The organism is Sphaerisporangium viridialbum, assembly GCF_049674955.1.
Taxonomy (GTDB): Bacteria; Actinomycetota; Actinomycetes; order Streptosporangiales; family Streptosporangiaceae; genus Sphaerisporangium; species Sphaerisporangium viridialbum.
The window spans coordinates 2045460-2068781 of sequence record NZ_CP187232.1; the positions used below are offsets into that span (position 1 = coordinate 2045460).

Here is a 23322-nt window from a genome sequence, read left to right on the forward strand (position 1 = left end):
CCGGATGAGGTTGCGGACCGGTTGCTATTCGTGAATGGCCGCATGGCGTTGCCTGACACGCCTCGACCAGCACCGGGACACCCACCCGCGCCCTCCGCCCGCGCCCGGACGGTACCCTTCGGTCCCCAGGATGAATGCGGCCATTCACCGGCGGCCCACCCCCGAGGCCACCCGGGCCCCGGGCGGGATGAGGAAGGCGGTCTCCGGCGTTGTCGATCACGGGGTGGCTGCCCCGGGGGCTGGAGGTGGAAGTGGCGGACGGGCTCGAACGGCTGGTCCAGGGCAGGCGCCTGTCGCCCGTCCAACGGCGCATCGCGCAGTACCTGAGCGAGAACCTCCCCGACGCGGTCTTCCTGTCGAGCGTCGAGCTGGCCGAGCGGGCGGGGGTGAGCCAGCCGTCGGTCACCCGGTTCGCGATGGCCCTCGGCTTCGCCGGATACCCCGAGCTCCGCCAGGCGCTCCGCCCACTCGTGGTCGGCGGTGACGGCGCGGCGGATTCCGAACGGCCGCGCCGCGACGGAGAGGCGAACGGCGCCCGCTTCCTGCACGAGATGATCGACCACGAGATCCGCAACCTCACGGCCATCCGCGACCGCCTGGCCGCCGGTTCCGCCCTGCCGGGCGTTCGCGCGGACGGACTGCCGGGCCGCATCGAGGGGCTGGGCACGGCGCTCGCGGCCTGCGAGCCGCTGCCCGTCCTCGGCCTGCGCGGCTCCTCGGGGCTGGTGACGACCTTCGCGTACTACGCCAGGCGCATCCATCCCGACGTCCGGCCGCTGACCCATGGCGGGTCGGAGCTGACCGAGGGCCTGCACGCCGCGCGCCGGGCGGGCTCCGAGTGGCTGCTCGCCGTCGTCCTGCCCCGCTACCCGGCCGAGGCCGTGCACGCGCTGGAGTACGCCGCCAAGCTGGGCTTCCGGACGGCGGTCATCGCCGACCGGGCCGACGTGCCGTTCCCGGCGGACGAGGTGCTGCCCGCTCCGGTGGGGGCCAGGGCGGTCTGCGACTCGCACGCGGCGCCGCTGGCCCTCGCGATGCTGCTGCTGGAGGCGATGGCCGGCGCCGCGCCGCTGCGAACCCGCGCCCGCCTGGAGGAACACGACCGCATGACCGACCAGACAGGCGTCTTCCTGCGCCCCTGAAGCCCCTAGGGTGAAGCGCATGAGTGGACGACCGATCGCGCTGATCACCGGAGGTTCTCGCGGGGTGGGGGCGGCCGTCGCCCGGGCTCTGGCGCCGACGCACGACCTGCTCGTGGGCGGGCGTGAGAGCACGGCGCTGCTGGAGATCTGCGACGAGCTGGGAGCGCGGCCGTGGCCGGTCGAGCTGACCGACGAGCGCGCGGTGGCCGAGGCGGTGGCCGACATCGACCGGCTCGACGTGCTGGTCCACAGCGCGGGCGTGGCACGGCTCGGCCCGATCGCCGACCTGCCGGTCAACGCCTGGCGTGAGTCGTTCGAGGTGAACGTCACCGCGGTCGCGAACCTCACGAGGCTGCTCCTCCCGGCGCTGCGGGCCGCCAGGGGTCACGTGGTCACGATCAACTCCGGTTCCGGGCAGCGGGCCAACCCCGGCTGGGCCGCCTACGCCGCCGCGAAGTTCGCGCTCAGGGCCTTCGCCGACGCCCTCCGGCAGGAGGAGGAGCCCCACGGGCTGCGCGTCACCACCGTCTATCCCGGCCGGGTGGACACCGACATGCAACGTGAGGTGCGCAGGCTGGAGGGCGGCGAATACGAGCCCGGGAGATATCTGGCTCCCGGCTCCGTGGCCCGCGCCGTCGTCACGGCCGTCACCGCGACCCCCGACGCCCACATCACCGAGATCACAATTCGCCCCGCAGCGGGGCCGGTGACCTGAGTTCGCTATATAAGCGCACCTGGCCTAATTGATTCGCATAACAGGACGAACGTTGACTTTCTCCCTGAGAGATTGGGGGAGTGTACGACCTGACCTACTGGTGTGAGCTGGCCTGGTTGCATCCCGGTGAGGCGGTCGAGGGCGTGCTCGTCCGGGTCGAGGGCCGCCGGTTCGCCGAGGTCGAGCGCGGGGTCGCCGCGCCGCCGCGCCAAGCGGTGCGGCTGGCGGGCCTCACCCTGCCGGGCATGGCCAACGCCCACTCCCACGCCTTCCACAGGGCCCTGCGCGGGCAGGCCCACGCGGGTTCCGAGACCTTCCACGGCTGGCGCGAGCGCATGTACGCCGTGGCCGACAGGCTCGACCCCGGCACCTACCTCGACCTCGCCAGAGCCACCTTCGCCGAGATGGCGCTGGCGGGGATCACCGCCGTCGGGGAGTTCCACTATCTGCACCACGGCGAGGGCGGCCGGCGGTACGACGACCCCAACGCGATGGGGCACGCGCTGATCGAGGCGGCGAGGGACGCGGGCCTGCGCATCACCCTGCTGGATGCCTGCTACCTCACCGAGAACATCGGCGCACCCCTGGACGGCACGCAGCTGCGCTTCGGTGACGGCGACGCGCACCGCTGGGCGGAGCGCGTGGACGACCTGGCGAGCGAGTACGCCCGCGCCGAGGACGTGGTGGTCGGCGGGGCCGTCCACTCCGTGCGCGCCTGCCCGCCGGAGCAGATGCCCGTGGTGGCGGAGTTCGGGCACCGCAGGGCCGCCCCGCTGCACACGCAGGCCTCGGAGCGGCGCACCGAGAACCAGCACTGCGTCCAGACCTACAGCGCGACCCCGGTCCAGGTGCTGTACGAGCACGGGGTGCTCGGCCCGCGCACGACCGCCGTCCACGCGACCCACCTGTCGGACGTGGACGTGGCCCTGCTCGGCGGGTCCTCGACCCACGTCTGCGTGTGCCCCACCACCGAGCGGGACCTCGCCGACGGCATCGGTCCCGCCCGCAGGGTGCACGACGCGGGGTCGCCGGTGACGCTCGGCACCGACAGCAACGCCATGATCGACCTGCTGGAGGAGGCGAGGGCGGTCGAGCTCGGCGAGCGCCTCACCACAGGCGAGCGGGGCCACTGGACGGCCGCCGACCTGCTGCGCGCGGCGACGATGGTGGGGCAGGCCTCGCTCGGCCACCCCGACGCCGGCTTCATCGTGCCGGGAGCCTGGGCCGACCTCGTGTCCGTGCGCCTGGACTCGGTGCGCACGGCCGGAGCGGGCAGCGCGTCGGCTGGGGAGACGGTCGTCTTCGGGGCGACGGCCTCCGACGTCCACTCGGTCGTCTCCGGCGGGCGGCGGGTCGTCGTGGAGGGCGGTCACGTGCTGGGGGACGTCGGCGCGATGCTCGCCGGAGCCATCTCCGCAATACGATCACCCTGAGGCTATTTCCGGCCGTTCATCTGCCTTTTCTCCGTGTATCCCTGAGCCTCTCGCGTGCGAACTCATACCTGAGGAGGACGACTGAAACCATTCTCCGGTCGTATCTCTTTTGGGAATCTTTGCCGTGCACTGGACGTTGATTCGGGCAAGAGGGGGAGAGGACGCCGCGCCGGCATTCAGGGCCTGCGGGGCCGACTCCACCCGCACGTCAGGGCGGGCGCGGCGAGACGAGGTGCCATAGGAATGGCAAGGCCGACGGGGAATCGGACGCAGGACCAGCAGGTGGCCGACAGAGATCTGCTCGGCACCTACCTGGCCGAGATCGGAAGGGTACCCCTGCTCAGCGCTGATCAGGAGGTCGAGCTCGCCAAGCGCATCGAGGCGGGCCTTTTCGCCGAGCAACTCCTGGACAGCGGGGTGCCGGAGCCGAAGGCGTCCGACGCCACCGACGAGGAGCTCGAACGGCTCGCGGTGTCCGGCCAGCGCGCCAAGGACGAGTTCATCCAGGCCAACCTGCGGCTCGTCGTCGCAGTGGCAAGGAAGTACTCCGGCAGGGGGATGCCGCTGATCGACCTGGTCCAGGAGGGGAACCTGGGGCTGGTCAGGGCCGTGGAGAAGTTCGACTACCGCCGGGGCTACAAGTTCTCCACCTACGCCACGTGGTGGATCCGCCAGTCGGTGGGCCGCGCGATCCACGAGCAGGCCAGGCCTGTACGCCTGCCGACCCACGCGGGGGAGCAGATGACCCGTCTGATGCGGGTCCGCCGCGACATGATGGCCGAGCTGGACGCCGAGCCGACCGACGCCGATCTCGCGGCCGTCCTGGAGCTGCCGATCGAGCGGGTCCGCGAGCTGCGCCGCTGGGCCTCAGACCCGGTGTCGCTGCAGCTCGGGGTGGGCGACGAGGACGAGACCGAGCTCGGCGACATGATCGCCGACGACACCTGGGCCAACCCCGAGCAGCAGGCGATGGACACCCTCGAACGCGAACGCCTCGAAGACTGGCTGCTCGGCCTGGAAGGTCAGACTCGCGAGATGTTGCGCTGGCGTTACGGGCTGGTCGACGGGCGTGAGCACACGCTCACCGAGGTCGGCGAGCGGTACGGCATCGGCCGCGACCGCGCGCGGCGCCTGGAGCGCGACGCCCTCGCCCGCTTGCGGAAGCTGGCCCACGCCGCGGCCTGAGCGCCTGCGGCACTTGGTGGCTCCGTACACCTTTTCGGGTTTTTCCACCCTTTTCGGCGGTCATGCGCGTGGGGTCTCCCGGCGCATGACCGCAGGTCGTGACGCTGGTCAGCCGGCACATGACCGCTTTCCCGCCACCCTCGCGTGATATTAAGGACGCGCTGATATCGGTTGGCGAGCCCTCCGAAACATGGCCGAAACATCGTGCCCGTGAGTTTCACGTACGTGAAACACACCAGGTCAAGACCTGAAACGGCAGAAGAACACGCTTTCGCCCAACGTCAGTGCGCAGCCGGTCAACGAAGCCCTGGAGCGCCCACTGCGGGAGAAATCGGCCACACGCCATTTGTAAGGAGGGTCGCATCGAATGAAGATCGATAGCGGCACTACAGCCTGGATGCTCGCGGCCACCGCACTGGTGCTGCTCATGACTCCAGGTCTCGCGTTCTTCTATGGGGGCATGACCAGGGCCAAGAGTGTCCTGAACATGATGATGATGTCGTTCGTCAGCATCATCACCGTAACGATCGCATGGGTCCTCTACGGTCACTCCCTTGCCTTCGGCCCGAACGGCAACGACTTGCTCAACAAGTTCGTCGGCGGACTCGGGGATGTCGGCCTGCAGAGCCTTGTCGACACCGCCACCAAGGATGACGGCACCGGTATGCCGAGCCTGGTGTTCTCGGCGTTCCAGCTCACCTTCGCCATCATCACCGTGGCCCTGATCAGCGGCGCCATCGCCGACCGCGCCAAGTTCGGCGCCTGGGTGGTCTTCTCGGTGGTCTGGGCGACGATCGTCTACTTCCCGGTCGCGCACTGGGTGTGGGGCGGCGGCTGGCTCACCCAGCTCGGCATCGAGGACTTCGCCGGCGGCACGGTGGTCCACGTCAACGCCGGTGCGGCGGGCCTCGCGCTCGCCCTGGTGCTCGGCAAGCGCAGCGGCTGGCGCAAGGATCCCATGCGCCCGCACAACCTCACGCTGGTCCTGCTGGGCGTCGGCCTGCTGTGGTTCGGCTGGTTCGGCTTCAACGCCGGCTCCGAGCTCGCCGTCGACGGCACCGCCGGCCTCGCCTTCATGAACACCCAGATCGCCACGGCCGTCGCCGCCGGCGCCTGGATCCTGGTCGAGAAGATCCGCGACGGTCACTCCACCACCCTCGGCGTGGCCTCCGGCGCGGTCGCAGGTCTGGTCGCCATCACCCCGGCCTGTGGTTTCGTCGACCCCTGGGCCGCGATCGTCATCGGCGCCATCGCCGGAGCGGTCTGCGCCTACGCGGTCGGCCTGAAGTACAAGCTCGGGTTCGACGACTCGCTCGACGTGGTCGGCGTCCACCTGGTCGGCGGAGCGCTCGGCGCGATCTCCCTCGGCTTCCTCGCCGCCTACCCGTTCCTCGACCCGCAGGCCAAGGGTCTGTTCTACGGTGGCGGGTTCACGCAGCTCGGGCGGCAGGTCCTCGGGCCGGTCGTCGTCGGGCTCTACTCGTTCATCCTCGCCTGGATCATCGGCAAGATCATTGACAAGACGATGGGCTTCAGGGTCACTGAAGAGGACGAGGTCACCGGCATCGACATCACCACCCACGCCGAGACCGGCTACGACCTCGGCTCCGTTCACGCATCGGGCGTCGCCTCGGTGAACGGTCCTGTCCAATCAGTGGCGAAGAAGGTAGACGCATGAGGCTCATCACAGCGGTGATCAAGCCCTTCAAGCTGGACGACGTCAAGGCGGCCCTGGAGCAGTTCGGCGTCAAGGGCATGACGGTCAGCGAGGCCAGCGGCTACGGCCGCCAGCGCGGCCACACCGAGGTCTACCGCGGTGCCGAGTACCAGGTCGACCTGGTGCCCAAGGTCCGCGTGGAGGTGCTCGCCGAGGAGGAGGACGCCGAGGACGTCATCGACGTCATCGTCAAGGCCTCCCAGACCGGCAAGATCGGTGATGGCAAGGTCTGGTCGGTCCCCGTGGAGACCGTGATCAGGGTCCGCACGGGAGAACGCGGACCGGAGGCCCTCTAACCGGATGATGAGAGGCGACGCTCGCTCATATGCCGCGGCCCGCAAGGAGCGGGCCGCGGACATCGACCGCTGGCTGGCCGACCTGTTCAGAACGGCGTGTCCACAGCCGTTCGCACGGGAAGGCCGGAACCTGCCCGGGGGGGCGAAGAGTGGGTTCGCGTCCGGAGAGGAACGCGGCGCCGGCACCTCCCTGATGGGGTCCGGCGCCCCTGCCGCGGGCACCGGTGCCGCCTTCGCGGGCACCGGTGTCGCCCTGGTCGCGGTCGGCAGCCTGGGACGAGGAGAGCTCGCCCCGGGAAGCGACCTCGACCTGGTGCTCCTGCACAACGGTCAGGACGATGTCGCCCGCATCGCCGACCGCATCTGGTACCCCATCTGGGACTCCGGCCTCGGGCTCGACCACTCGGTCCGCACGGTCGACGAGGTCACCAAGGTCGCGCGCGAGGACCTCAAGGCGGTGCTCGGGCTGATCCAGGCCCGCCACGTCACCGGGGACCCCGAGCTGACCAGGGCGGCCCGTGAGGCCGTCCTCGCCGAGTGGCGCGCCGACTCGCGCCGCAGGCTCGCCGAGCTGCGCGAGGCGGCGGACAAGCGCGCCGAGTCCTCAGGAGAGCTGGCCTTCCTGCTGGAGCCCGACCTCAAGGACTCCCGAGGCGGCATCCGCGACGTGCAGGCCATGCAGGCCGTCGCCGCGGCCTGGGTCGCCTCCGCGCCCGGGCCCCGCGTGCGCGAGGCGTACGAGTTCCTGCTGGACGTCCGGCACGGGCTCCACCTGGTCACGGCGCGCGGCGCCGACCGCCTCGTGCTCCAGGAGCAGGACGCCGTCGCGGCGGCGCTCGGCCTGCTGGACGCCGAGGCCCTGATGCGCCGCCTGGCCGAGGCCGGCCGCACGATCGCCCACGCCTTCGACGCCACCTGGCGCACCGTCGACCGCCTGCTGTCGGGGCCGGCGCCCCGCGGCCGTCGCCCGCTGGCCGACGGCGTCGTCGAGCACGGCGGCGAGGTGGTGCTGGCGCGCGGCGTCAACCCCAAGAACGATCCCGTCCTGGTGCTCAGGGCGGCGGCCGCGGCCGCCGAGGCCGGGCTCCCGATGGCTCCCGCCACGGTCTCCGTGCTCGCGGCCCAGTCGCCCGCGCTGCCCGTCCCCTGGCCGGACGAGGCCCGCGACGCCCTGGTGGCGCTGCTCGGCGCCGGGCGCGCGGCCGTTCCCGTGTGGGAGGAGCTCGACCAGGCGGGCATCATCGTCAGGCTCATCCCCGACTGGGAACGCGTGCGGCACCGCCCGCAGCGCAACCCGGTCCACCGCTTCACGGTCGACCGCCACCTCATCGAGGCGGCGGCGGGCGCGGCGTCGTTCACCCGCGAGGTGTCCCGCCCCGATCTGCTGCTCATCTCGGCCCTGCTGCACGACGTGGGCAAGGGCTGGCCTGGCGACCACTCGACGACCGGCGAGATCGTCGCCAGGGACATCGGCGCCCGCATGGGCCTGCCGCCCGCCGACGTCGACACGCTGGCCACCGTGGTCCGCCACCACCTCCTGCTGCCCGAGACCGCCACCCGGCGCGACCTCGACGACCCGGTGACGATCTCGCGGGTCGCCGAGGCGGTCGGCTCGCGCGAGGTGCTCGAACTGCTGGCCGCCCTGGCCGTCGCCGACGGCAACGCCACCGGCCCGGCCGCCTGGAACACCTGGAAGGCGTCCCTGGTCTCCGAGCTGGTCCGCAGGGTGCGCTCGGCGCTGTCCGGCACCCCGCCGGCGCCCGCTCCCTCGCTGTCGGCGCAGCAGGCGTCCCTGGCCAGGCACGGCGGTGGCGCGGTGCGCGTGAACGGCGGCGCGGTCACCGTGGTCGCGCCCGACCGTCCCGGCCTGCTCTGGCGGGCGGCCGGCGTGCTGGCGGCCCACCGCATGGTCGTGCGCGCGGCCTCCGCCGCCTCCGCCTCCTCCACTGCGGTGATCGAGTTCTCGGTCGTGCCCGAGTACGGCACGCCGCCGGATCCCGCCACGCTGGAGGCCGACCTGCGGCTGGTGCTCGCGGGCCGGCTGGACATCGAGCAGCGGCTGGCCCGGCGCACGCGATCGCTGCGGCCGGCCCGCGTTCCGGTGGCCCCGCCGAGGGTCAGCCTGGTCGACGACGCCTCTCAGACGGCCACCGTCGTGGAGGTGCGAGCACATGATCGTCCAGGCCTTTTGTGGCGAATCGGCCGTGCTTTTGGTGAATGTAACCTTGACGTCCGCGCCGCACGAGTGGAGACTCTCGGCGCGGAGGCGGTCGACGTCTTCTACGTGGTGGACAGGTCAGGCCGGCCCATCACCGACGCCGCGCAGCGGGCGCAGGTACGGGAGCACGTGCTCGCGGCCCTGCGCTGACTTTCGCAGGTCGGAGATGTCGCGATAGCTCCGGGATTCATAACAATTACGTTCGGTGTCCCGGTTCTGGCCACGGCATTGATGACCTTGTGGTCGAATTGTCCCCGCTTATGTAGTTATCAGCCATGCCGTCATCCATGCATGGAAGATCGCGGGGGGTGGCGGTGAACACGACTGAAACCGGGACCAAGACCACACTCCAGTCCGGTGCGGGCGCGGGAGCCAAGCGGCACAAGCGTCCGGGGGGACAGGGCGGTCCCGGCCCCCAGCACGGGCGCAAGGGCGTGTCGCGGTTCTCGCTGCGCAACTGGCGGGTGTCCGCGCGTCTGACGGCGCTCATCCTGGTGCCGACGGTCGTCGGCGTGCTGCTCGCGGGTCTGCGCGTGGTGTCCTCGATCGACAGTGTCAGCGCCTACCAGCGGAGCGCGGCCGAGGCCGTGATCGCCGGTCATCTGCGCGACCTCAGCCTGGAGCTGGGGCTGGAACGCGACAGGACGGTCTGGTACCAGACGGCCCGCCAGCAGAAGGCCGCGCTCGCCGACCAGCGCAAGGCCGTCGACACCGCCGTCACGAAGGTACGCGACGACCTCGGGAAGATCGACTCCGAGTACGGCGTGCGCGCCGTCGAGGACGCCCGGCAGGTCTCGACCCGGCTCGACACCATGGCCGTCATCCGCAAGGGCGGCCAGCCGGCGAAGTACACCGACCTGGTGGCCTCGCTGCTCCGCCTGCACGACGAGATCAGCCAGGCGAACGACGACCCGCGGCTCACCGGCGACTCGCGCGCCCTCAGCGCCCTGGCCCACGCCAAGGAGGAGGCGTCCCAGCAGCGCGGCACTCTCGTCGGCACGCTGGCGCGCGGCGACCGGTTCAGCTCCGACACCCTTGAGGAGTTCATCGCCTCGCGGTCGCGGCAGAAGGCCGCGATGACCACGTTCAACGGCGAGGCCGGAGCCGACAACGGGCGCTTCCTCGCCCAGACCGTCAAGGGCACCCAGGTCATCAGGGCCGAGCTGACCAAGTCGTGGGCCATCGCCCTGGCCAGCCGCAACCTTCCCGTACGCGACGCCGGCGGGCGCGTCACAGCCGTCAAGCAGTGGTTCGACGACAGCACCAAGGCCATCCAGCTGCTCCAGCAGGTGGAGACGCGGGTGGCCGCCTCGGTCGCCTCCCGGGGGGCCGCCCTCGAATCGGCTGAACGGCGCAACGCGATCATCGCAGGGGTGCTGATCCTCGCCCTGGTGCTGCTGGTCCTCGCCACCACGGTCCTGATCGCCCGCTCGCTGGTCAGGCCCCTGCGCAAGCTGCGCTCCGAGGCGCTGGAGATCGCCGGGTTCCGCCTGCCCGCGGTGGTGCGGCGCATGCGCGAGTCGGGCGAGGCAGCGGAGGCTCCGGACGTCCAGCCGATCATCGTGGGCACCCACGACGAGATCGGAGAGGTCGCCAGCGCCTTCGACGAGGTCCACCGGCAGGCCCTGCGCCTCGCCGCCGAGGAGTCGCAGCTGCGCGGCAACGTCAACGCGATGTTCGTCAACCTCTCGCGCCGCATCCAGACGCTGGTCGAGCGGCAGATCTCGCTGATCGACGGCCTGGAGCGCGGAGAGCAGGACGGCGCGCGCCTGGGCGACCTGTTCAAGCTCGACCACCTGGCCACCCGCATGCGCCGCAACAGTGAGAACCTGCTGGTCCTCGCCGGCCACGAGGCCGCGCGCAAGCGCAGCCAGCCCGCCAAGCTGGTGGACGTCGTGCGGGCCTCGCTTTCGGAGGTCGAGGGCTACGAGCGGGTGAGCGTCAAGGTCCACAGAGGCTCCGCCGTCGCCGGGCACGCCGCCAACGACGTGGTCCACCTGGTCGCCGAGCTGGTCGAGAACGCCCTGTCCTTCTCGCCGGGGAACACCCGGGTCGTGGTGTCGAGCAGCATGATCGAGGGAGGCGGCGCGCTCCTGGCCGTCAGCGACTCCGGCATCGGCATGACGCCGGAGGAGATCGCCGAGGTCAACCGCCGGCTGGCCGACCCGCCCGTGGTGGACGTCTCGGTGTCCCGCCGCATGGGCCTGTTCGTGGTCGGCCGCCTCGCGCTGCGCCACAACATCCGCGTCCAGTTGCGGCGCGGCGACTCGGCCGGCCTCATCGCCATGGTGCTCTTCCCGCCGCAGCTCATCAGCGTCGCGGCCGGGCGGGCGCCGGTGCTGCCCCAGCGGGTCGACCAGGGCGAGGCTCCCGCCGAACGCGCGTCCAGCGGGTCGTCTCCCACGTTCGCCGAGTTCAACGGCACCGGAGCCTCGTCCGTCTTCAACCGCGCGCGCTCGGCCGGCCCCGGGCCGCGCGGGGCCTTCGTGGACCCGGCGCCCACCGGGCCCCTGTCGGGCTACACCGGTCCGATGCCGGGGGCACTGGATCCCGTGTACACCCCGGCGCTGGGTTCGGCCGATCCGGGCACCGGGCCACTTGGACCGGTCGGTCCTGGCGGGGGGCCTGGACTCGGCCCGGTCGGGCCCTCCACCGGGCCGACGGGGCCGCCGACCGGCCCGAGATCACCGGGATCCACCACCGGGCCGAACGGGTTGCCCGCGAGGTCGCCCGGATCGTCCACTGGCCCGAACGGCCTACCCCCCAGATCGTCCGCGGGACCGGCCACCGGGCCCGCGGCGGCGGACCCCTTCGCACCGCCGGCCCCGATGGGCCGGCGTGCCGAGACGTGGGGGACCGAGGAGGCAGAGGACTCGCCGACCGGCAATCACGAGTCGCCGCTGGAACGAGGGGACGAATACTTGCCGATCTTCGCTTCGGTCGAGTCGGCGTGGTTCCGCCGTCCCGACGCCCGGGAGATCGCCGCCGACGGCATGCCAGGGCCGGCGGGTCCGCAGGGGCCCGCGACGGCGTCCGGTCCGGGGAGGCACGCCGAGAGCGCTTCGCAGGCCCCGGAGCCCGCACGGGGTACTTCCGGGACCGGAGCATGGGGCTCCACCGCCGACAGCGGCTGGCAGGCGGCCGGCGCCGTGGTGGATCCCTCCTTGGGAGGCATCACCGCCTCCGGTTTGCCGAAGAGGACGCCGAAGGCCAACCTTGTGCCGGGATCGGTGGCCCCGTCCACACCCGCCGCGGCGCCCGCGCCGCGCCCGGACGTGTCCGCCGAGCAGGTCCGCGCCCGGATGTCGCGCTTCCAGCAGGGCATCCAGCGTGGCCGGGCCGACATCTCGGACTCCGCGTCCCGCAATCCTGACAACGACCAACCCCGCACTGACTGACGCCGTACTGATGAGGAGGGCTCGTGATTGAGCTAAGTCACGAGGCACGCAGGTTCGACTGGCTGATCACGGAGTTCGTCAGCGGAACACCGGGCGTGGCGCACGCGGTCGTGGTTTCCACCGACGGCCTCCGGCTGGCGAACTCCGAGGGGTTCCCGGCTGACCGGGCCGACCAGCTCGCCGCCGTCGCGGCCGGGCTGCTGAGCCTGACGGTGGGCGCGTCCCGCGTGTTCGACGGCGGAGGCGTGACGCAGACCGTGGTCGAGATGCAGCACGGCATCATGCTGGTCATGGCCATCAGCGACGGGTCGTGCCTGGCCGTGCTCGCGTCCCCCGACTGTGACATGGGTCTGGTCGCGTACCAGATGACGCTGCTGGCGGAGCGAGCGGGCCAGGTGCTCACCCCTGCCCTGCGCGCTGAGTTGCAGACGTCCAGGATCCGGTGATGCTGGGGGGCGATGGGACGGAGGACGAGCCTCTCTTCCGTCCGTACGCCGTCACCGGGGGCCGGGCCGAGCCGAACTACCACCTCGCGATGGAAACTCTGGTCTCATCGGCCCCCATAATGAGCGATGATTTGTCCCTGCTCACTCCCGAGCAGGAAGCGATCATCGTGCTCTGCCACTCCGTCCGTTCGGTCGCCGAGATCTCCGCACTGCTGCGGGTCCCGCTCGGCGTGGCCCGCGTGCTGATCGCCGATATGGCCGACGAAGGTCTGGTTCGCCTGCATCTGCCGCGGCTCAACCAGGGACTACCAGACCACAACCTGCTCGAAAGGGTTCTCAGTGGACTTCGCAGGCTCTAGCCGTGGCGGCGCGCTCACGTCGACGAAGATCGTCGTCGCGGGCGGCTTCGGCGTCGGCAAGACCACCTTCGTGGGGGCGGTGTCGGAGATCCTCCCGCTGACCACCGAGGCGGTCATGACCGACGCCAGCGCGGGCATCGACGACCTGGGTCTGACACCGCACAAGACGACGACCACGGTGGCGATGGACTTCGGCCGGCTCTCGCTGGACCAGGACCTGATCCTCTACCTGTTCGGCACGCCTGGCCAGCACCGGTTCTGGTTCATGTGGGACGACCTGGTCCGCGGTGCCATCGGCGCGGTCGTGCTGGTCGACACCCGCCGGCTGGCCGACTGCTTCCCGGCGATCGACTACTTCGAGGAGGCCGGCCTCCCGTTCGTCGTCGGCATCAACGGCTGGGACGGGCACTACCCGCACGTCGAGCAGGAGGTGCGGGAGGCGCTGACGCTCGCCCCGCACATCCCGATCGTGCGCACCGACGCCCGTTCCAGGGACGCCGTCAAGGCGACGCTGATCAAGCTCGTCGAGTACGTCCTGACCGTCAGGTCGGCGTACGGCCGCACGAACTGACCACCGGTCCGGTACGGCGCCGCCGTACCGGACCGCGCCGGCCTCAATGCGAGCCGGCCCACCACGTTCCGGCCACCAGTTCGGCCACCAGGGTCTCGGTCAGCAGCGCCACGTCCGGATCGTCGTCGCCCGCGTACCTGAGGGCGTGGGCGCCCTCCACCTCGCCGCCCACCGCCAGCACGGTGGAGCCCCGCTGCCGCACCCAGTCCATGGCCTGCCCGTCGTACCGGGAGCCGGGGAACAGGATCGCCCGGTAGTCGAGGGTCTTGGTGAGGTACACGTCCACGTGCGCCCAGTCGCCCGTCTCGGCGGCGTCGGCGGGCCGGCGCGGACCTTCGCGGAACATCAGCGCCGACTGCTCGGCCGAGGACAGCCGCTCGGCGGGCGCGATCGTGTAGACCCCGTCGGGGCCGTCGAGCAGGGCCAGCGTGTCGGCCAGCCAGGTGCCCCTGCGGTCCAGCAGGTCGGAGGTGGCGTCGGCGGCCCGGCGTACCAGCCCGGCGACGTCGGCCCCGGTGCCCGTGAGCCTGGCCTCCAGAGCGAGCAGCAGCGCCAGCGTGTGCTGGAAGGTGCGGCAGGACACCCCGCCGCGCTCCTCGCCCGCCGCCATCTCCACGACCAGGTCGGCGCCTTCCGTGACGGCCGAGCCGGGGGTGTTGGTGAGGGCCAGGACAGGTGACTTGCCCTGGTAGCGCGACAGCGCGTCCAGGGTCTCGCGGCTGCCTCCGGTGGCGGAGATCGCGACCACGAGCGTGTCGTCGCCGGGCGGGTATCCGAGTGCCGCCGAGCCGTACTCGGCGACCGCGTCGACGCCCGCCGCGCGCAGCCGCAGCGCCGCGACCCCCGCGGCGTACCGCGAGCTGCCCATGCCGAGGAAGACCACCCGCCGGACCCCCTGCGGCACCCCGGCGAACGGGTTTCCCGCGTCGAGCACGCCGGCCAGCGCCGAAAGCGCCGCCGGCTTGCCCTCCAGATCGGCCAGGTACAGCTCGGGGTTCACAGGGTCTCCTCAGCGGGGGTCTGCTCAGTCTCATCGGCGGGGAAGCGGCTGCGCAGGACGCCCATGGGGGCGTAGCGCCAGCGGGGAAGGTGGCGGGTGGCGTAGATCAGCTCGCGGCACTCCTGCTCGATCTCCAGGGGGCCGAGCAGCGACTCGTCCAGGAGCGCGGACATGCCGCGTGCGGCCAGGCGCTCGCGGTAGGCCGAGGCCAGGGTCTCGCGTGCGGTGGCGGCCCACAGGAGCGCCTGTTCCGGGTCGGCGTCCCTGCGCATGATCGCCACCTGGGCCACGTGTTCGAGGCTCGTGCGGAGCTGCGCGAGGTCGCGGGCCGCGGGCTGGAAGGGGTCGGCTCCGGTGACCGTGGGGTTGCCGTCGAAGTCGATCACGGCGTAGCCGTCGCGCCAGCGGAGCGTCTGGCCGACGTGCAGGTCTCCGTGGATGCGGATCAGCGAGGTGGCGCCCACGCGGCCGAGTGGCTCGATCCCGCGGGCCAGTTCGGCGGCGCGCCCGGCCAGCCAGGCGCCGTCCTCGCCGCCCGTCAGCTCCAGCGCCTCGCCGAGGGCTCTCTCGGCGCGCGTGGCCCACTCGGCGCCCGGGTGGGCGGTGCGCACGGCGTCGGGGAAGGCAGGCGAGGGAGTGGCCATCGCCACGTGCAGGTCGGCGGCGAGCCGCCCGAGGTCGGCGGCGAAGGCGGTGCGCCCGGCCACCGCCTCGTCCACGCACCACTCCCAGCCGTCCCTGGCGTCCGGCAGGTAGCCGGTGACCAGGGCCACCAGCGTCTCGTCCCCGCCCGGAGAACGCGCCGACAGCGCGGCGTACGGCAGGGCGGTCTCGGTGAAACCGACGGCCGTCAGGTGGGCGAAGAACTCCGGGGCGGGCTGGGGGAGCGGGAGGGGCGGGGTGAGCCATTTGACCACCACCGACTCGTCCACGACGACCGAGTGGTTGGTCTGGTCGACGTCGAAGCCCCGTTCGGCCGCCGTGAGCTGGATCGAAGGCAGGGGATGGAACCGCAGGACCGTATAGTCCCCCGGCGGGCGCGCGCCCTGCGACAGCGCCGCGACGAGCCGGGCGGTCGTGCCGTCACCGGCGACCGGCGGCCACCCGGGAGATGCGACCCCGTCAGGATCTGTTGAACTCAGATTCAACTCAACAACCAAACTACGAGCTAACAATGTCGTGGAAAGTCTTGCTCATGTTGATATGTGCTGCAACACTCCTGCTTTGGTCTGCCGTGCGAAGGTCAGGCACTGCGGTCTTTTTCGTACCACAGAACCTTCAGAACCTAAGGAGTAGCGGCCGTGTCCCGAATCCGGTACACCCGTCGTCTTCCGGCTGCCGCCGTCGCCGCCGGTCTTGTGCTTGCCCTGGCGGCGTGCGGTGGCGGCAGCTCGACGAGCGCCGACGGCGCGGCGCCGAGCGCGGCGACCGACCAGCTGAACCCCAACGCCGACCTGAGCAAGCAGTCGCTCACCGTGTCCATCTGGCCGGACTACAGCCCGAAGGACCTTCCCGCCAAGGTCAAGGAGAAGCTCGGCGTCGATGTGAAGATCGCCCTTCACGACACCAACGAGGCGGCGATGGCCAAGCTGGCCACCAACGCCGACAGTGGCGTCGACGTTGGGTTCGTCTCGGGCCAGTACGCGCAGGCGCTGAACGAGCAGGGGCTGCTCGAGCCGCTCCACCCTGAGCTCATCCCGAACCTCGCCAACCTGTACCCCGAGGCGTCGCAGCTCTCCTTCGACAAGGGCAACAAGTTCTCGGTGCCCTATACCTGGGGCACGACGGGCATCTGCTACCGCACCGACCTGGTGAAGGCTCCGCCGACGAGCTGGAACGACATCCTGAACCCGCCCGCGGACCTCAAGGGCAAGGTCACCATGATGACCACCGAGCGGTGGCTGGCACTGCCGGCGCTCAAGCTCCTCAACTACTCCATCAACACCACCGACGACAAGCAGCTCGGCGAGGCCAAGGACCTGCTGGTCAAGGCCAAGCAGTGGGGCATGCTCTACGACGACGTCACGTTCGGCGCCAAGCTGGACAAGGGTGAGGCCGCGATGGTCGAGGCGTGGGACGGCTGGTGCCCGACCACGAACCCGAAGATCAAGTTCATGGTGCCCAAGGAAGGCAGCGACCTCTGGTCGGACACCATGGTGATCATGAAGTCCTCCAAGAACAAGGAGGCCGCGCACGCGTTCATCAACTACATCCTGGACCCGAAGGTCCACAGCTGGGTGGCGGAGAACATCCTGTACAAGGTGCCCAACAAGGCCGCCATGGACGAGGTCGCCAAGACCAACCAGGCGCTCCTGAAGCAGAACACGCCGCTGCAGATGAACCCGGCCGAGCTGCTGAAGGGCGAGTCGATCATCGACCTGGGCCAGGACTCCACCAAGTACACGCGTCTCGCCACCGAGATCTCCGCGCAAAAGTAGCGACGGTTCCGACTTGACTGCCAAGCACGACATCGCACGACCCGGCGCGGTGGCCGGCCCCTCCACGGGCCGGTCGCCGCGCCGGTCCCGTGCCCTCGCGACGGCGGGCGCCCGGCTGGCCTTCCTCGGTCCGGGGCTCGGCTACCTGATCGTCTTCCTGCTGATCCCGCTCGCCCTCGTGCTGAGTTACACGATCTTCCAGCGGGGCCGGTTCGGCGGGGTGGTCTACGAGGCCACACCGGAGAACTTCAGCCGCCTCTTCGACCCGCTCTACTTCGACATCGTCGTCAGCTCGGTGAAGACCGCCGGGATCACGACGCTGGTGGCCTTGCTGATCGGCTATCCCACGGCCTACGTCATCGCGCAGTTGCCCAGGAAGTGGAAGACGATCGCGCTGATCGCCATCGTCATGCCCTTCTGGACCAACTTCCTGATCAGGGTCTACGCCTGGGTGATCCTGCTCAGCGGGCCCGGCCTGGTGAACGAGACCCTCACCGGCATCGGCCTGATCGACAAGCCGATCCAGCTGCTCTACAACGAGGGCACGATCGTCACCGGCCTGCTCTACTCGTACCTCCCGCTCATGATCCTTCCGCTGTACGCCGCGATCGAGCGGCTGGACCCGCAGCTGCGCGAGGCGTCGGCCAACCTGGGGGCGCGCCCGGCGCGCACGTTCCTGTCGGTGACGCTCCCGCTGACCGTGCCAGGAGTCCTCACCGGATGCGTCTTCGTCTTCGTGCCCTGCCTCGGCAACTTCGTGATCCCCGAGATCCTCGGCGGCGGGCGCTCGATCATGGTGGGCAACCTGATCAGGGACCAGTTCCTCAAGGCCCGCGACTGGCCGTTCGGCTCGACCCTGGCGCTGGCGGTGATCGCCGTGCTGATCGTCCTGCTGTTCCTGCAGGCCTGGGCCTCACGCGTGTACGGCGGGACGGAGGGCCGTCGTGCCTAGACGCCGGCTGATCTACGTGCCCTTCTGGGCCACCTACGTCTTCCTGTACACGCCGATCATCGTGCTCGTCGTGATGTCGTTCAACTCCGGCAAGTCGCCGTACGTCTTCGAGGGCGTGAGCCTGAAGTGGTACGGGGAGCTCGCGGGGGACGAGATGATCAGGACCGGCCTGGTCAACACGCTGATAGTCGCGGTGGGGGCCACCGTCCTCTCCACGGTGCTCGGCACGCTGCTGGCCGTGGGGATGGCACGCCACACCCGCTCACGGCTGCTGGACGCGCTCGGCCTGCTGCCCGCGATCCTGCCCGACATCGTCGTCGGCATCGGCCTGCTGGTCTTCTACGCGGCCGTCAAGATGACGCTCGGCCTCCATTCGATCATCCTCGCCCACACGGTGTTCGGCATGGCGTTCGTCGCCGCCGTCGTGCGGACCAGGCTGACCCACGCCGACACCTCGCTGGAGGAGGCGTCCCGCGACCTCGGCGCGTCGCCGCTGACGACGTTCACGCGGATCACGCTGCCGACCCTGGCCCCCGGCATCGCCGCCGGGGCGCTGCTGGCGTTCACGCTGTCGCTGGACGAGTTCGTGATCGCCTTCTTCACCGCGGCCCCGACCGAGCCGACGCTGCCCATCGTCATCTACTCGATGGTGCGCTTCGGGGTCACCCCTGAGATCAACGCGCTGGCGACGATCCTGCTCGCGGTGAGCTTCACCGTGATCATCGTCGCCCAGCGGATGACCCGACTGACGGAGTCCTTGACATGAGTGCTCTTCCCGAGGCGCCCGCCGTACCCCAGACGCTTGTGGGCATCGAGGGCGTCTCCCGGAGGTTCGGTGACGTCGTCGCCCTGGACGGCGTCACCCTGGACATCCGCCAGGGCGAGTTCTTCGCCCTCCTCGGCCCGAGCGGCTGCGGCAAGACCACGCTGCTGCGCATCCTCGCCGGGTTCGAGTCGCCCGACAGCGGCTCGGTCACGCTCGACGGCACCGACCTGCTGTCGCGCCCGGCGCACCGCCGCCCGGTCAACCTGATGTTCCAGTCGTACGCGCTGTTCCCCCACATGACCGTGGCCAGGAACGTCGCGTACGGGCTGGAGCGCGAGGGACTGGCGCGGGGTGAGGTCAGGTCGCGGGTCCAGGAGGTGCTCGGCACCGTCGGCCTCGGCGACCACGCGAACCGCCGTCCCCACCAGCTCTCGGGCGGGCAGCGGCAGCGGGTCGCGCTGGCCAGGGCCATCGTGAAGCGGCCCCGGCTGCTCCTGCTCGACGAGCCGCTGTCCGCGCTGGACAAGAAGGTGCGCGCCGAGATGCAGCTGGAGCTCAAGCGGCTCCAGCACGAGGTGGGCATCACCTTCGTCGTGGTCACCCACGACCAGGAGGAGGCGATGTCGCTCGCCGACCGCATCGCCGTCCTGGAGTCCGGCAGGGTCCAGCAGATCGACGCGCCCGTGCGCCTGTACGAGCGGCCGGGCACGCCGTTCGTGGCGGACTTCATCGGGGCCAACAACCTGTTCGAGGGGACCGCGGCCGGCGGCGGCCTGTCCGTGCCCGGCCTCGGGACCCTGCCCGCCGAGGGAGGCCTCCCCGCCGGCGCCCCGGCGCTGGCCGGCGTACGGCCGGAGTCGATCAGGCTCGGCGAGAGCGGGATCCTGCGCGGGGTGGTGGCCGACGTCAGCTTCTACGGAGGCGTGTCCCACATCGCGGTGCGGGTGCCCGGCCACGACCGCCCGATCCTGGTCGCCGCGCAGGGGCCGACCCGCGTGCGCGCGGGCGCGGAGGTCGGCCTCGGCTGGTCCGCCGCGGACGCGGTGCTGATCGCCCGGTGACGGAAGTGGGGTCAGTGAGCGGCGGCTTCGAGCGTGTTGCCGGTGACGGTCCTGGCGTAGCTGAGGATGTTCTCCGCCGCCTCGTCGGGGCCGATCACCGGGTGGCGCGCCGTGATGCGGTAGCCGTAGGCGTCCTCAAGCGCGACGAGGTTCCGCGAGATCACCACCGAGTCGCCGGTGAGGCTGAACACGCCGAGCGCCGAGCCGGTGTCCAGGATCGACTGGTACATCGCCACCTGCCGGTCGTAGAGCGTGGTGAGCAGGACGGCGTACACCCGGTTGCGGGCCGCCGCGCCGCCCAGCTCGTTCAGCAGCCGCACGCCCGGGTCGTCCGGCCCGACGGGCAGGCCCGAGCGGATCGTGACGACGAGCTTCTCCGCGGGGTCGCTCAACCGGGCGACCCGCTTGACGCGCACCTCGTAGAACCGCTCCATCCCGGCGTGGTGGGCCTCCACCAGGAGCTCGCTCAGGTCGGGGTAGTGGTAGAGCACCGCGCCCGACGTCAGGCCTGCCTCCTCGGCCACGTGGTTGAGATGTACACCCTGGGTGCCGTGACGGAGGATCGCCCGCCGGGCGGCCTCGATGAGGTCAACCCGCCGGTCCGCCCGGCTCTTGCGCGAGCTCATGCCAGCCTCCCCTGTGCCCCGTTGTTGAAGATGGAGTCTAAAACGACTCGTCGGCATCAGGCCATACAAGCCTGGTATTTGACCTACCCTGCCCGCACGTATTTGAATCGTTCTTCAATTTCTTTGGAGTGCTGATGGCCACCATCCTGTTCATGCCGGAGAGCGCCTACGGGCCGACGAACAACTGCGTCGGCATCGGCGACATCCTGCGCCGCCGCGGCCACCGCGTGGTGTTCGTGGCCGAGGCGTCGTGGAAGGGCAAGCTGACGGCACTGGGCTTCGAGGAGGACCTGGTCGACCTCGCCCCGCCGGCCGAGGAGGAGCAGGACGCCGGCCAGTTCTGGAAGGACTTCATCCGCGACACCGCGCCGGAGTACCGCAAGTCCACCCTCGCGCAGCTGGAGACCGTCACCAAGCCGATCTGGGACGCGCTCATCGACGGTGCGAAGTACTGCGAGCCGCAGCTCAAGGCGATCATCGAGCGGGTGAACCCCGACGTGATCGTCGAGGACAACGTCATCACCTTCCCCGCGCTGCTCACGGCGGGCAAGCCGTTCGTCCGCATCGTCTCCTGCAACCCGCTGGAGGTGAAGGGCGACGGCATCGCGCCGGTGTTCAGCGGCCTTCCCGCCGACGACTCCAGCGAGTGGGGCGCGTTCCTCGCCGAGTACGACCGCACCCACCGCGACATCTGGACGGCCTTCAACGAGTGGGTCGTCGAGCAGGGCGCCCCCGCGCTCCCCGAGCTGGAGTTCATCCACGAGGGCGACCTGAACCTCTACGTGTTCCCCGAGATCGCCGACTACACCGACGCCCGCCCGCTGGGCGAGTCGTGGCACCGCCTGGACTCCTCGGTCCGCGAGACCGACGACTCCTTCGAGCTGCCGGCCTCACTGGCCGACCGCGAGGGTGCGCTGGTCTACTTCTCCCTCGGCTCGCTCGGCTCCGCCGACGTGGAGCTGATGCAGCGGGTGATCGACGTGCTGGGCACGACGCCGCACCGCTACATCGTCTCCAAGGGCCCGCTGCACGAGGAGATCAAGCTGGCCGACAACATGTGGGGAGCGGAGTTCGTCCCGCAGACGAAGATCATCCCCATGGTCGACCTGGTCATCACGCACGGCGGCAACAACACCACCACCGAGGCGCTGCACTTCGGCAAGCCGATGATCCTGCTGCCGCTGTTCTGGGACCAGTACGACAACGCCCAGCGCATCGACGAGCTCGGCTACGGCGTGCGCCTGTCGACGTACGCCTTCACCGACGAGGAGCTCGTCGGCGCGCTGGACAGGCTGATCGGCGACACCGGGCTGCGGGCCCGCCTCGCCGAGGCGGGCGAGGAGATCCGCCGCCGCGACGGCCTGCGCAAGGCCGCGGACCTCATCGAGCGGACGGCCGACGGCGCCGCCTGAGCGGCCACCGTCTGAGCACCACCTCGCCGGTCCCCGCGCCCCATCCGGGCACGGGGACCGGCCGCACCAATGCACCAGGGAAAGAGCACCATGAGCAGGACACCCATCAACCCCGCCACCGGAGAGCGCCTGGCCGGCGTGCCCGACACCCCGCTCGACGAGGTCGCGGAAGCCGTACGGGAGGCCCGGCGCGCCTACCAGGAGTGGTCGGCGGCGACGCCGTCGGAACGCTCACGCGTGCTGCTGCGCCTGGCCGACCTCGTGGAGACCGACGCCGTCGAGCTGACCCGGCTGGAGGTGAGCGAGACCGGCAAGCCCGCCACGGTGTTCCGTGACGGTGAGCTGCCGTTCGCCGCCGACAACCTGCGGTTCTTCGCGGGAGCCGCGCGCTCGCTGGAGGGTACGGGCGCGGGCGTCCTGAGCACCGGCTACACCTCGGTGCTGGTGCGCCGCCCGATCGGTGTCGTGGCCTCCATCGCGCCCTGGAACTTCCCGCTGGTCATGGCGATCTGGAAGCTCGGCCCCGCGCTCGCCGCCGGCAACGGCGCCGTCATCAAGCCCGCTCCCCAGACGCCGGGTACGACGTTGCGCCTGGCGGAGCTGGCCGCGAAGGCGGGCTTCCCCGAGGGGCTCGTCCGCGTCGTGACCGGGGACGCCGAGGTGGGGGAGGCCCTGGTCGGGGACCCCGGGATCGACATGATCAGCGTGACCGGCTCGACGGCGACCGGCCGTTCGGTCATGCGGCGCGCGGCCGGCGACCCCGGCGACGCGCGCTCAGGGTTGAAGCGCGTGCATCTCGAACTGGGCGGCAAGGCCCCGGCGCTGGTGTTCGGCGACGCCGACCTCGCCGAGATGGCCAGGGGGGTCGCCCTCGGCGCCACGTACAACACCGGGCAGGACTGCACGGCGGCGACCCGCGTGTACGTCGAGCGCGAGGTGTACGACGAGGCGGTCGAGGCGCTGAGGGACACGCTCCGGGGCATCCGGATGGGCGATCCCTGGGACGCGGCCACCGACATCGGCCCGCTCATCTCCGAGGGCCACCGGGCGCGCGTGCACGGCTTCGTCGAGCGCGCCGCGGCCGAGGGTGCCCAGATCGTGTGCGGCGGCGCGGTGCCGGAGGGGCCGGGGTTCTTCTACCCGCCCACGCTGATCGCCGGCGCGGCGCAGGGCAGCCAGATCGTCCAGGGGGAGATTTTCGGGCCCGTGCTCGTCGTGCTGCCGTTCTCGGGCGAGGACGAGGCGGTGCGGCTCGCCAACGACACGCCCTACGGGCTGGCGTCCTCGGTGTGGTCGCGCGACGTCGCGAGGGCGCTCAGGGTGGCCCACCGGCTGGACGTGGGCGTCACCTGGGTGAACGACCACCTGCCGATCGCGTCGGAGGCCCCGCACGGAGGGGTCAAGGGTAGCGGCTTCGGCAAGGACATGAGCCAGGAAGCGGTTCAGGAGTATTCCGTCACGAGGCACCTGATGATCAAACATGCCGCCTCCGAGGCCCGTGAAGGTTTTCGTCCCGCATAGTTACGGAAGCGAGAAGGGGGATTTATCCCCTTATCTAATTATCTGATGTCGTTTGTCCGTGAATGT

The 23322-nt window shown here is 70.8% G+C and carries 20 protein-coding genes; 17 read left to right on the forward strand and 3 right to left on the reverse strand.

Annotated features, from left to right (window positions below; translation table 11 throughout):
• Window positions 1–209 precede the first annotated feature (209 nt).
• The 11 genes from ACOZ38_RS09140 to ACOZ38_RS09190 all read left to right on the forward strand — a co-directional run bounded on the left by ACOZ38_RS09140 (window position 210) and on the right by ACOZ38_RS09190 (window position 13480).
• Window positions 210–1142 carry a MurR/RpiR family transcriptional regulator gene (locus ACOZ38_RS09140; protein WP_424529655.1) on the forward strand — a complete coding sequence of 311 codons (933 nt, stop codon included), beginning with the start codon at window positions 210–212 and terminating at the stop codon, window positions 1140–1142.
• Between the two features lie 19 nt (window positions 1143–1161).
• The gene (locus ACOZ38_RS09145; RefSeq protein ID WP_424529656.1) at window positions 1162–1857 is read left to right on the forward strand and encodes an SDR family oxidoreductase; all 696 of its coding nucleotides are present in this window, start codon (window positions 1162–1164) and stop codon (window positions 1855–1857) included.
• A gap of 80 nt (window positions 1858–1937) precedes the next feature.
• Window positions 1938–3290 (forward strand): formimidoylglutamate deiminase, encoded by a 1353-nt coding sequence (locus tag ACOZ38_RS09150; protein ID WP_424529657.1) that lies wholly within the window; start codon window positions 1938–1940, stop codon window positions 3288–3290.
• A gap of 282 nt (window positions 3291–3572) precedes the next feature.
• Window positions 3573–4475 carry a sigma-70 family RNA polymerase sigma factor gene (locus ACOZ38_RS09155; protein WP_405145370.1) on the forward strand — a complete coding sequence of 301 codons (903 nt, stop codon included), beginning with the start codon at window positions 3573–3575 and terminating at the stop codon, window positions 4473–4475.
• Window positions 4476–4842: 367 nt separating this feature from the next.
• Entirely contained in the window at window positions 4843–6153 is a 1311-nt protein-coding gene (locus ACOZ38_RS09160) for an ammonium transporter (protein ID WP_405145372.1), read from the forward strand.
• Window positions 6150–6488: a P-II family nitrogen regulator gene (locus tag ACOZ38_RS09165; protein WP_405145374.1), complete on the forward strand. Its 339-nt coding sequence runs from the start codon at window positions 6150–6152 to the stop codon at window positions 6486–6488. The genes ACOZ38_RS09160 and ACOZ38_RS09165 overlap by 4 nt, the downstream gene beginning before the upstream one ends.
• Before the next feature lie 7 nt (window positions 6489–6495).
• Entirely contained in the window at window positions 6496–8856 is a 2361-nt protein-coding gene (locus ACOZ38_RS09170) for a [protein-PII] uridylyltransferase (RefSeq protein ID WP_424536974.1), read from the forward strand.
• A gap of 164 nt (window positions 8857–9020) precedes the next feature.
• Window positions 9021–12104: a nitrate- and nitrite sensing domain-containing protein gene (locus tag ACOZ38_RS09175; RefSeq protein WP_424529659.1), complete on the forward strand. Its 3084-nt coding sequence runs from the start codon at window positions 9021–9023 to the stop codon at window positions 12102–12104.
• Window positions 12105–12127: 23 nt separating this feature from the next.
• Window positions 12128–12550 (forward strand): roadblock/LC7 domain-containing protein, encoded by a 423-nt coding sequence (locus ACOZ38_RS09180; RefSeq protein WP_405145377.1) that lies wholly within the window; start codon window positions 12128–12130, stop codon window positions 12548–12550.
• A complete protein-coding gene (locus tag ACOZ38_RS09185; protein WP_405145378.1) occupies window positions 12550–12909 on the forward strand; it encodes a DUF742 domain-containing protein in 360 nt (119 codons plus the stop codon). The genes ACOZ38_RS09180 and ACOZ38_RS09185 overlap by 1 nt, the downstream gene beginning before the upstream one ends.
• A complete protein-coding gene (locus tag ACOZ38_RS09190; RefSeq protein WP_424529662.1) occupies window positions 12890–13480 on the forward strand; it encodes a GTP-binding protein in 591 nt (196 codons plus the stop codon). Before ACOZ38_RS09185 ends, ACOZ38_RS09190 begins: the two co-directional genes overlap by 20 nt.
• Window positions 13481–13523: 43 nt before the next feature.
• Here the strand turns inward: ACOZ38_RS09190 and ACOZ38_RS09195 are convergent, their stop codons facing one another.
• Entirely contained in the window at window positions 13524–14480 is a 957-nt protein-coding gene (locus tag ACOZ38_RS09195; protein WP_424529663.1) for an SIS domain-containing protein, read from the reverse strand.
• On the reverse strand, window positions 14477–15628 hold the full coding sequence (locus tag ACOZ38_RS09200; protein WP_424529664.1) for a hypothetical protein: 1152 nt from the start codon (window positions 15626–15628) through the stop codon (window positions 14477–14479). The genes ACOZ38_RS09195 and ACOZ38_RS09200 overlap by 4 nt, the downstream gene beginning before the upstream one ends.
• A gap of 153 nt (window positions 15629–15781) precedes the next feature.
• Here ACOZ38_RS09200 and ACOZ38_RS09205 point away from each other — a divergent pair, with 153 nt between their 5' ends.
• The 4 genes from ACOZ38_RS09205 to ACOZ38_RS09220 are packed head-to-tail and all read left to right on the forward strand — an operon-like array spanning window position 15782 to window position 19697.
• Window positions 15782–16918, forward strand: coding sequence for a polyamine ABC transporter substrate-binding protein (locus ACOZ38_RS09205; RefSeq protein WP_424529665.1), 1137 nt, complete (start codon window positions 15782–15784; stop codon window positions 16916–16918).
• Window positions 16919–16931: 13 nt separating this feature from the next.
• Complete coding sequence (locus ACOZ38_RS09210) at window positions 16932–17870, forward strand: ABC transporter permease (protein ID WP_424529667.1); 939 nt, start codon at window positions 16932–16934, stop codon at window positions 17868–17870.
• Complete coding sequence (locus ACOZ38_RS09215; protein WP_405145388.1) at window positions 17863–18636, forward strand: ABC transporter permease; 774 nt, start codon at window positions 17863–17865, stop codon at window positions 18634–18636. The genes ACOZ38_RS09210 and ACOZ38_RS09215 overlap by 8 nt, the downstream gene beginning before the upstream one ends.
• Window positions 18633–19697, forward strand: a complete 1065-nt coding sequence (locus ACOZ38_RS09220; RefSeq protein WP_424529669.1) for an ABC transporter ATP-binding protein — start codon at window positions 18633–18635, stop codon at window positions 19695–19697. Before ACOZ38_RS09215 ends, ACOZ38_RS09220 begins: the two co-directional genes overlap by 4 nt.
• Window positions 19698–19708: 11 nt before the next feature.
• Here the strand turns inward: ACOZ38_RS09220 and ACOZ38_RS09225 are convergent, their stop codons facing one another.
• Complete coding sequence (locus ACOZ38_RS09225; RefSeq protein ID WP_405145391.1) at window positions 19709–20323, reverse strand: TetR/AcrR family transcriptional regulator; 615 nt, start codon at window positions 20321–20323, stop codon at window positions 19709–19711.
• 134 nt (window positions 20324–20457) lie between these two features.
• Here ACOZ38_RS09225 and ACOZ38_RS09230 point away from each other — a divergent pair, with 134 nt between their 5' ends.
• Window positions 20458–21735: a glycosyltransferase gene (locus ACOZ38_RS09230; RefSeq protein WP_424529671.1), complete on the forward strand. Its 1278-nt coding sequence runs from the start codon at window positions 20458–20460 to the stop codon at window positions 21733–21735.
• Window positions 21736–21825: 90 nt separating this feature from the next.
• Entirely contained in the window at window positions 21826–23256 is a 1431-nt protein-coding gene (locus tag ACOZ38_RS09235) for an aminobutyraldehyde dehydrogenase (RefSeq protein WP_424529673.1), read from the forward strand.
• Window positions 23257–23322: the final 66 nt, after the last annotated feature.

Bases quoted from the DNA above. Each gene is read 5' to 3' on its own strand.
- ACOZ38_RS09145 (WP_424529656.1), top strand. From the start codon at position 1,162: ATGAGTGGACGACCGATCGCGCTGATCACCGGAGGTTCTCGCGGGGTG.
- ACOZ38_RS09160 (WP_405145372.1), top strand. From the start codon at position 4,843: ATGAAGATCGATAGCGGCACTACAGCCTGGATGCTCGCGGCCACCGCA.
- ACOZ38_RS09165 (WP_405145374.1), top strand. From the start codon at position 6,150: ATGAGGCTCATCACAGCGGTGATCAAGCCCTTCAAGCTGGACGACGTC.
- ACOZ38_RS09170 (WP_424536974.1), top strand. From the start codon at position 6,496: ATGAGAGGCGACGCTCGCTCATATGCCGCGGCCCGCAAGGAGCGGGCC.
- ACOZ38_RS09185 (WP_405145378.1), top strand. From the start codon at position 12,550: ATGCTGGGGGGCGATGGGACGGAGGACGAGCCTCTCTTCCGTCCGTAC.
- ACOZ38_RS09220 (WP_424529669.1), top strand. From the start codon at position 18,633: ATGAGTGCTCTTCCCGAGGCGCCCGCCGTACCCCAGACGCTTGTGGGC.
- ACOZ38_RS09225 (WP_405145391.1), bottom strand. From the start codon at position 20,323: ATGAGCTCGCGCAAGAGCCGGGCGGACCGGCGGGTTGACCTCATCGAG.
- ACOZ38_RS09230 (WP_424529671.1), top strand. From the start codon at position 20,458: ATGGCCACCATCCTGTTCATGCCGGAGAGCGCCTACGGGCCGACGAAC.
- ACOZ38_RS09235 (WP_424529673.1), top strand. From the start codon at position 21,826: ATGAGCAGGACACCCATCAACCCCGCCACCGGAGAGCGCCTGGCCGGC.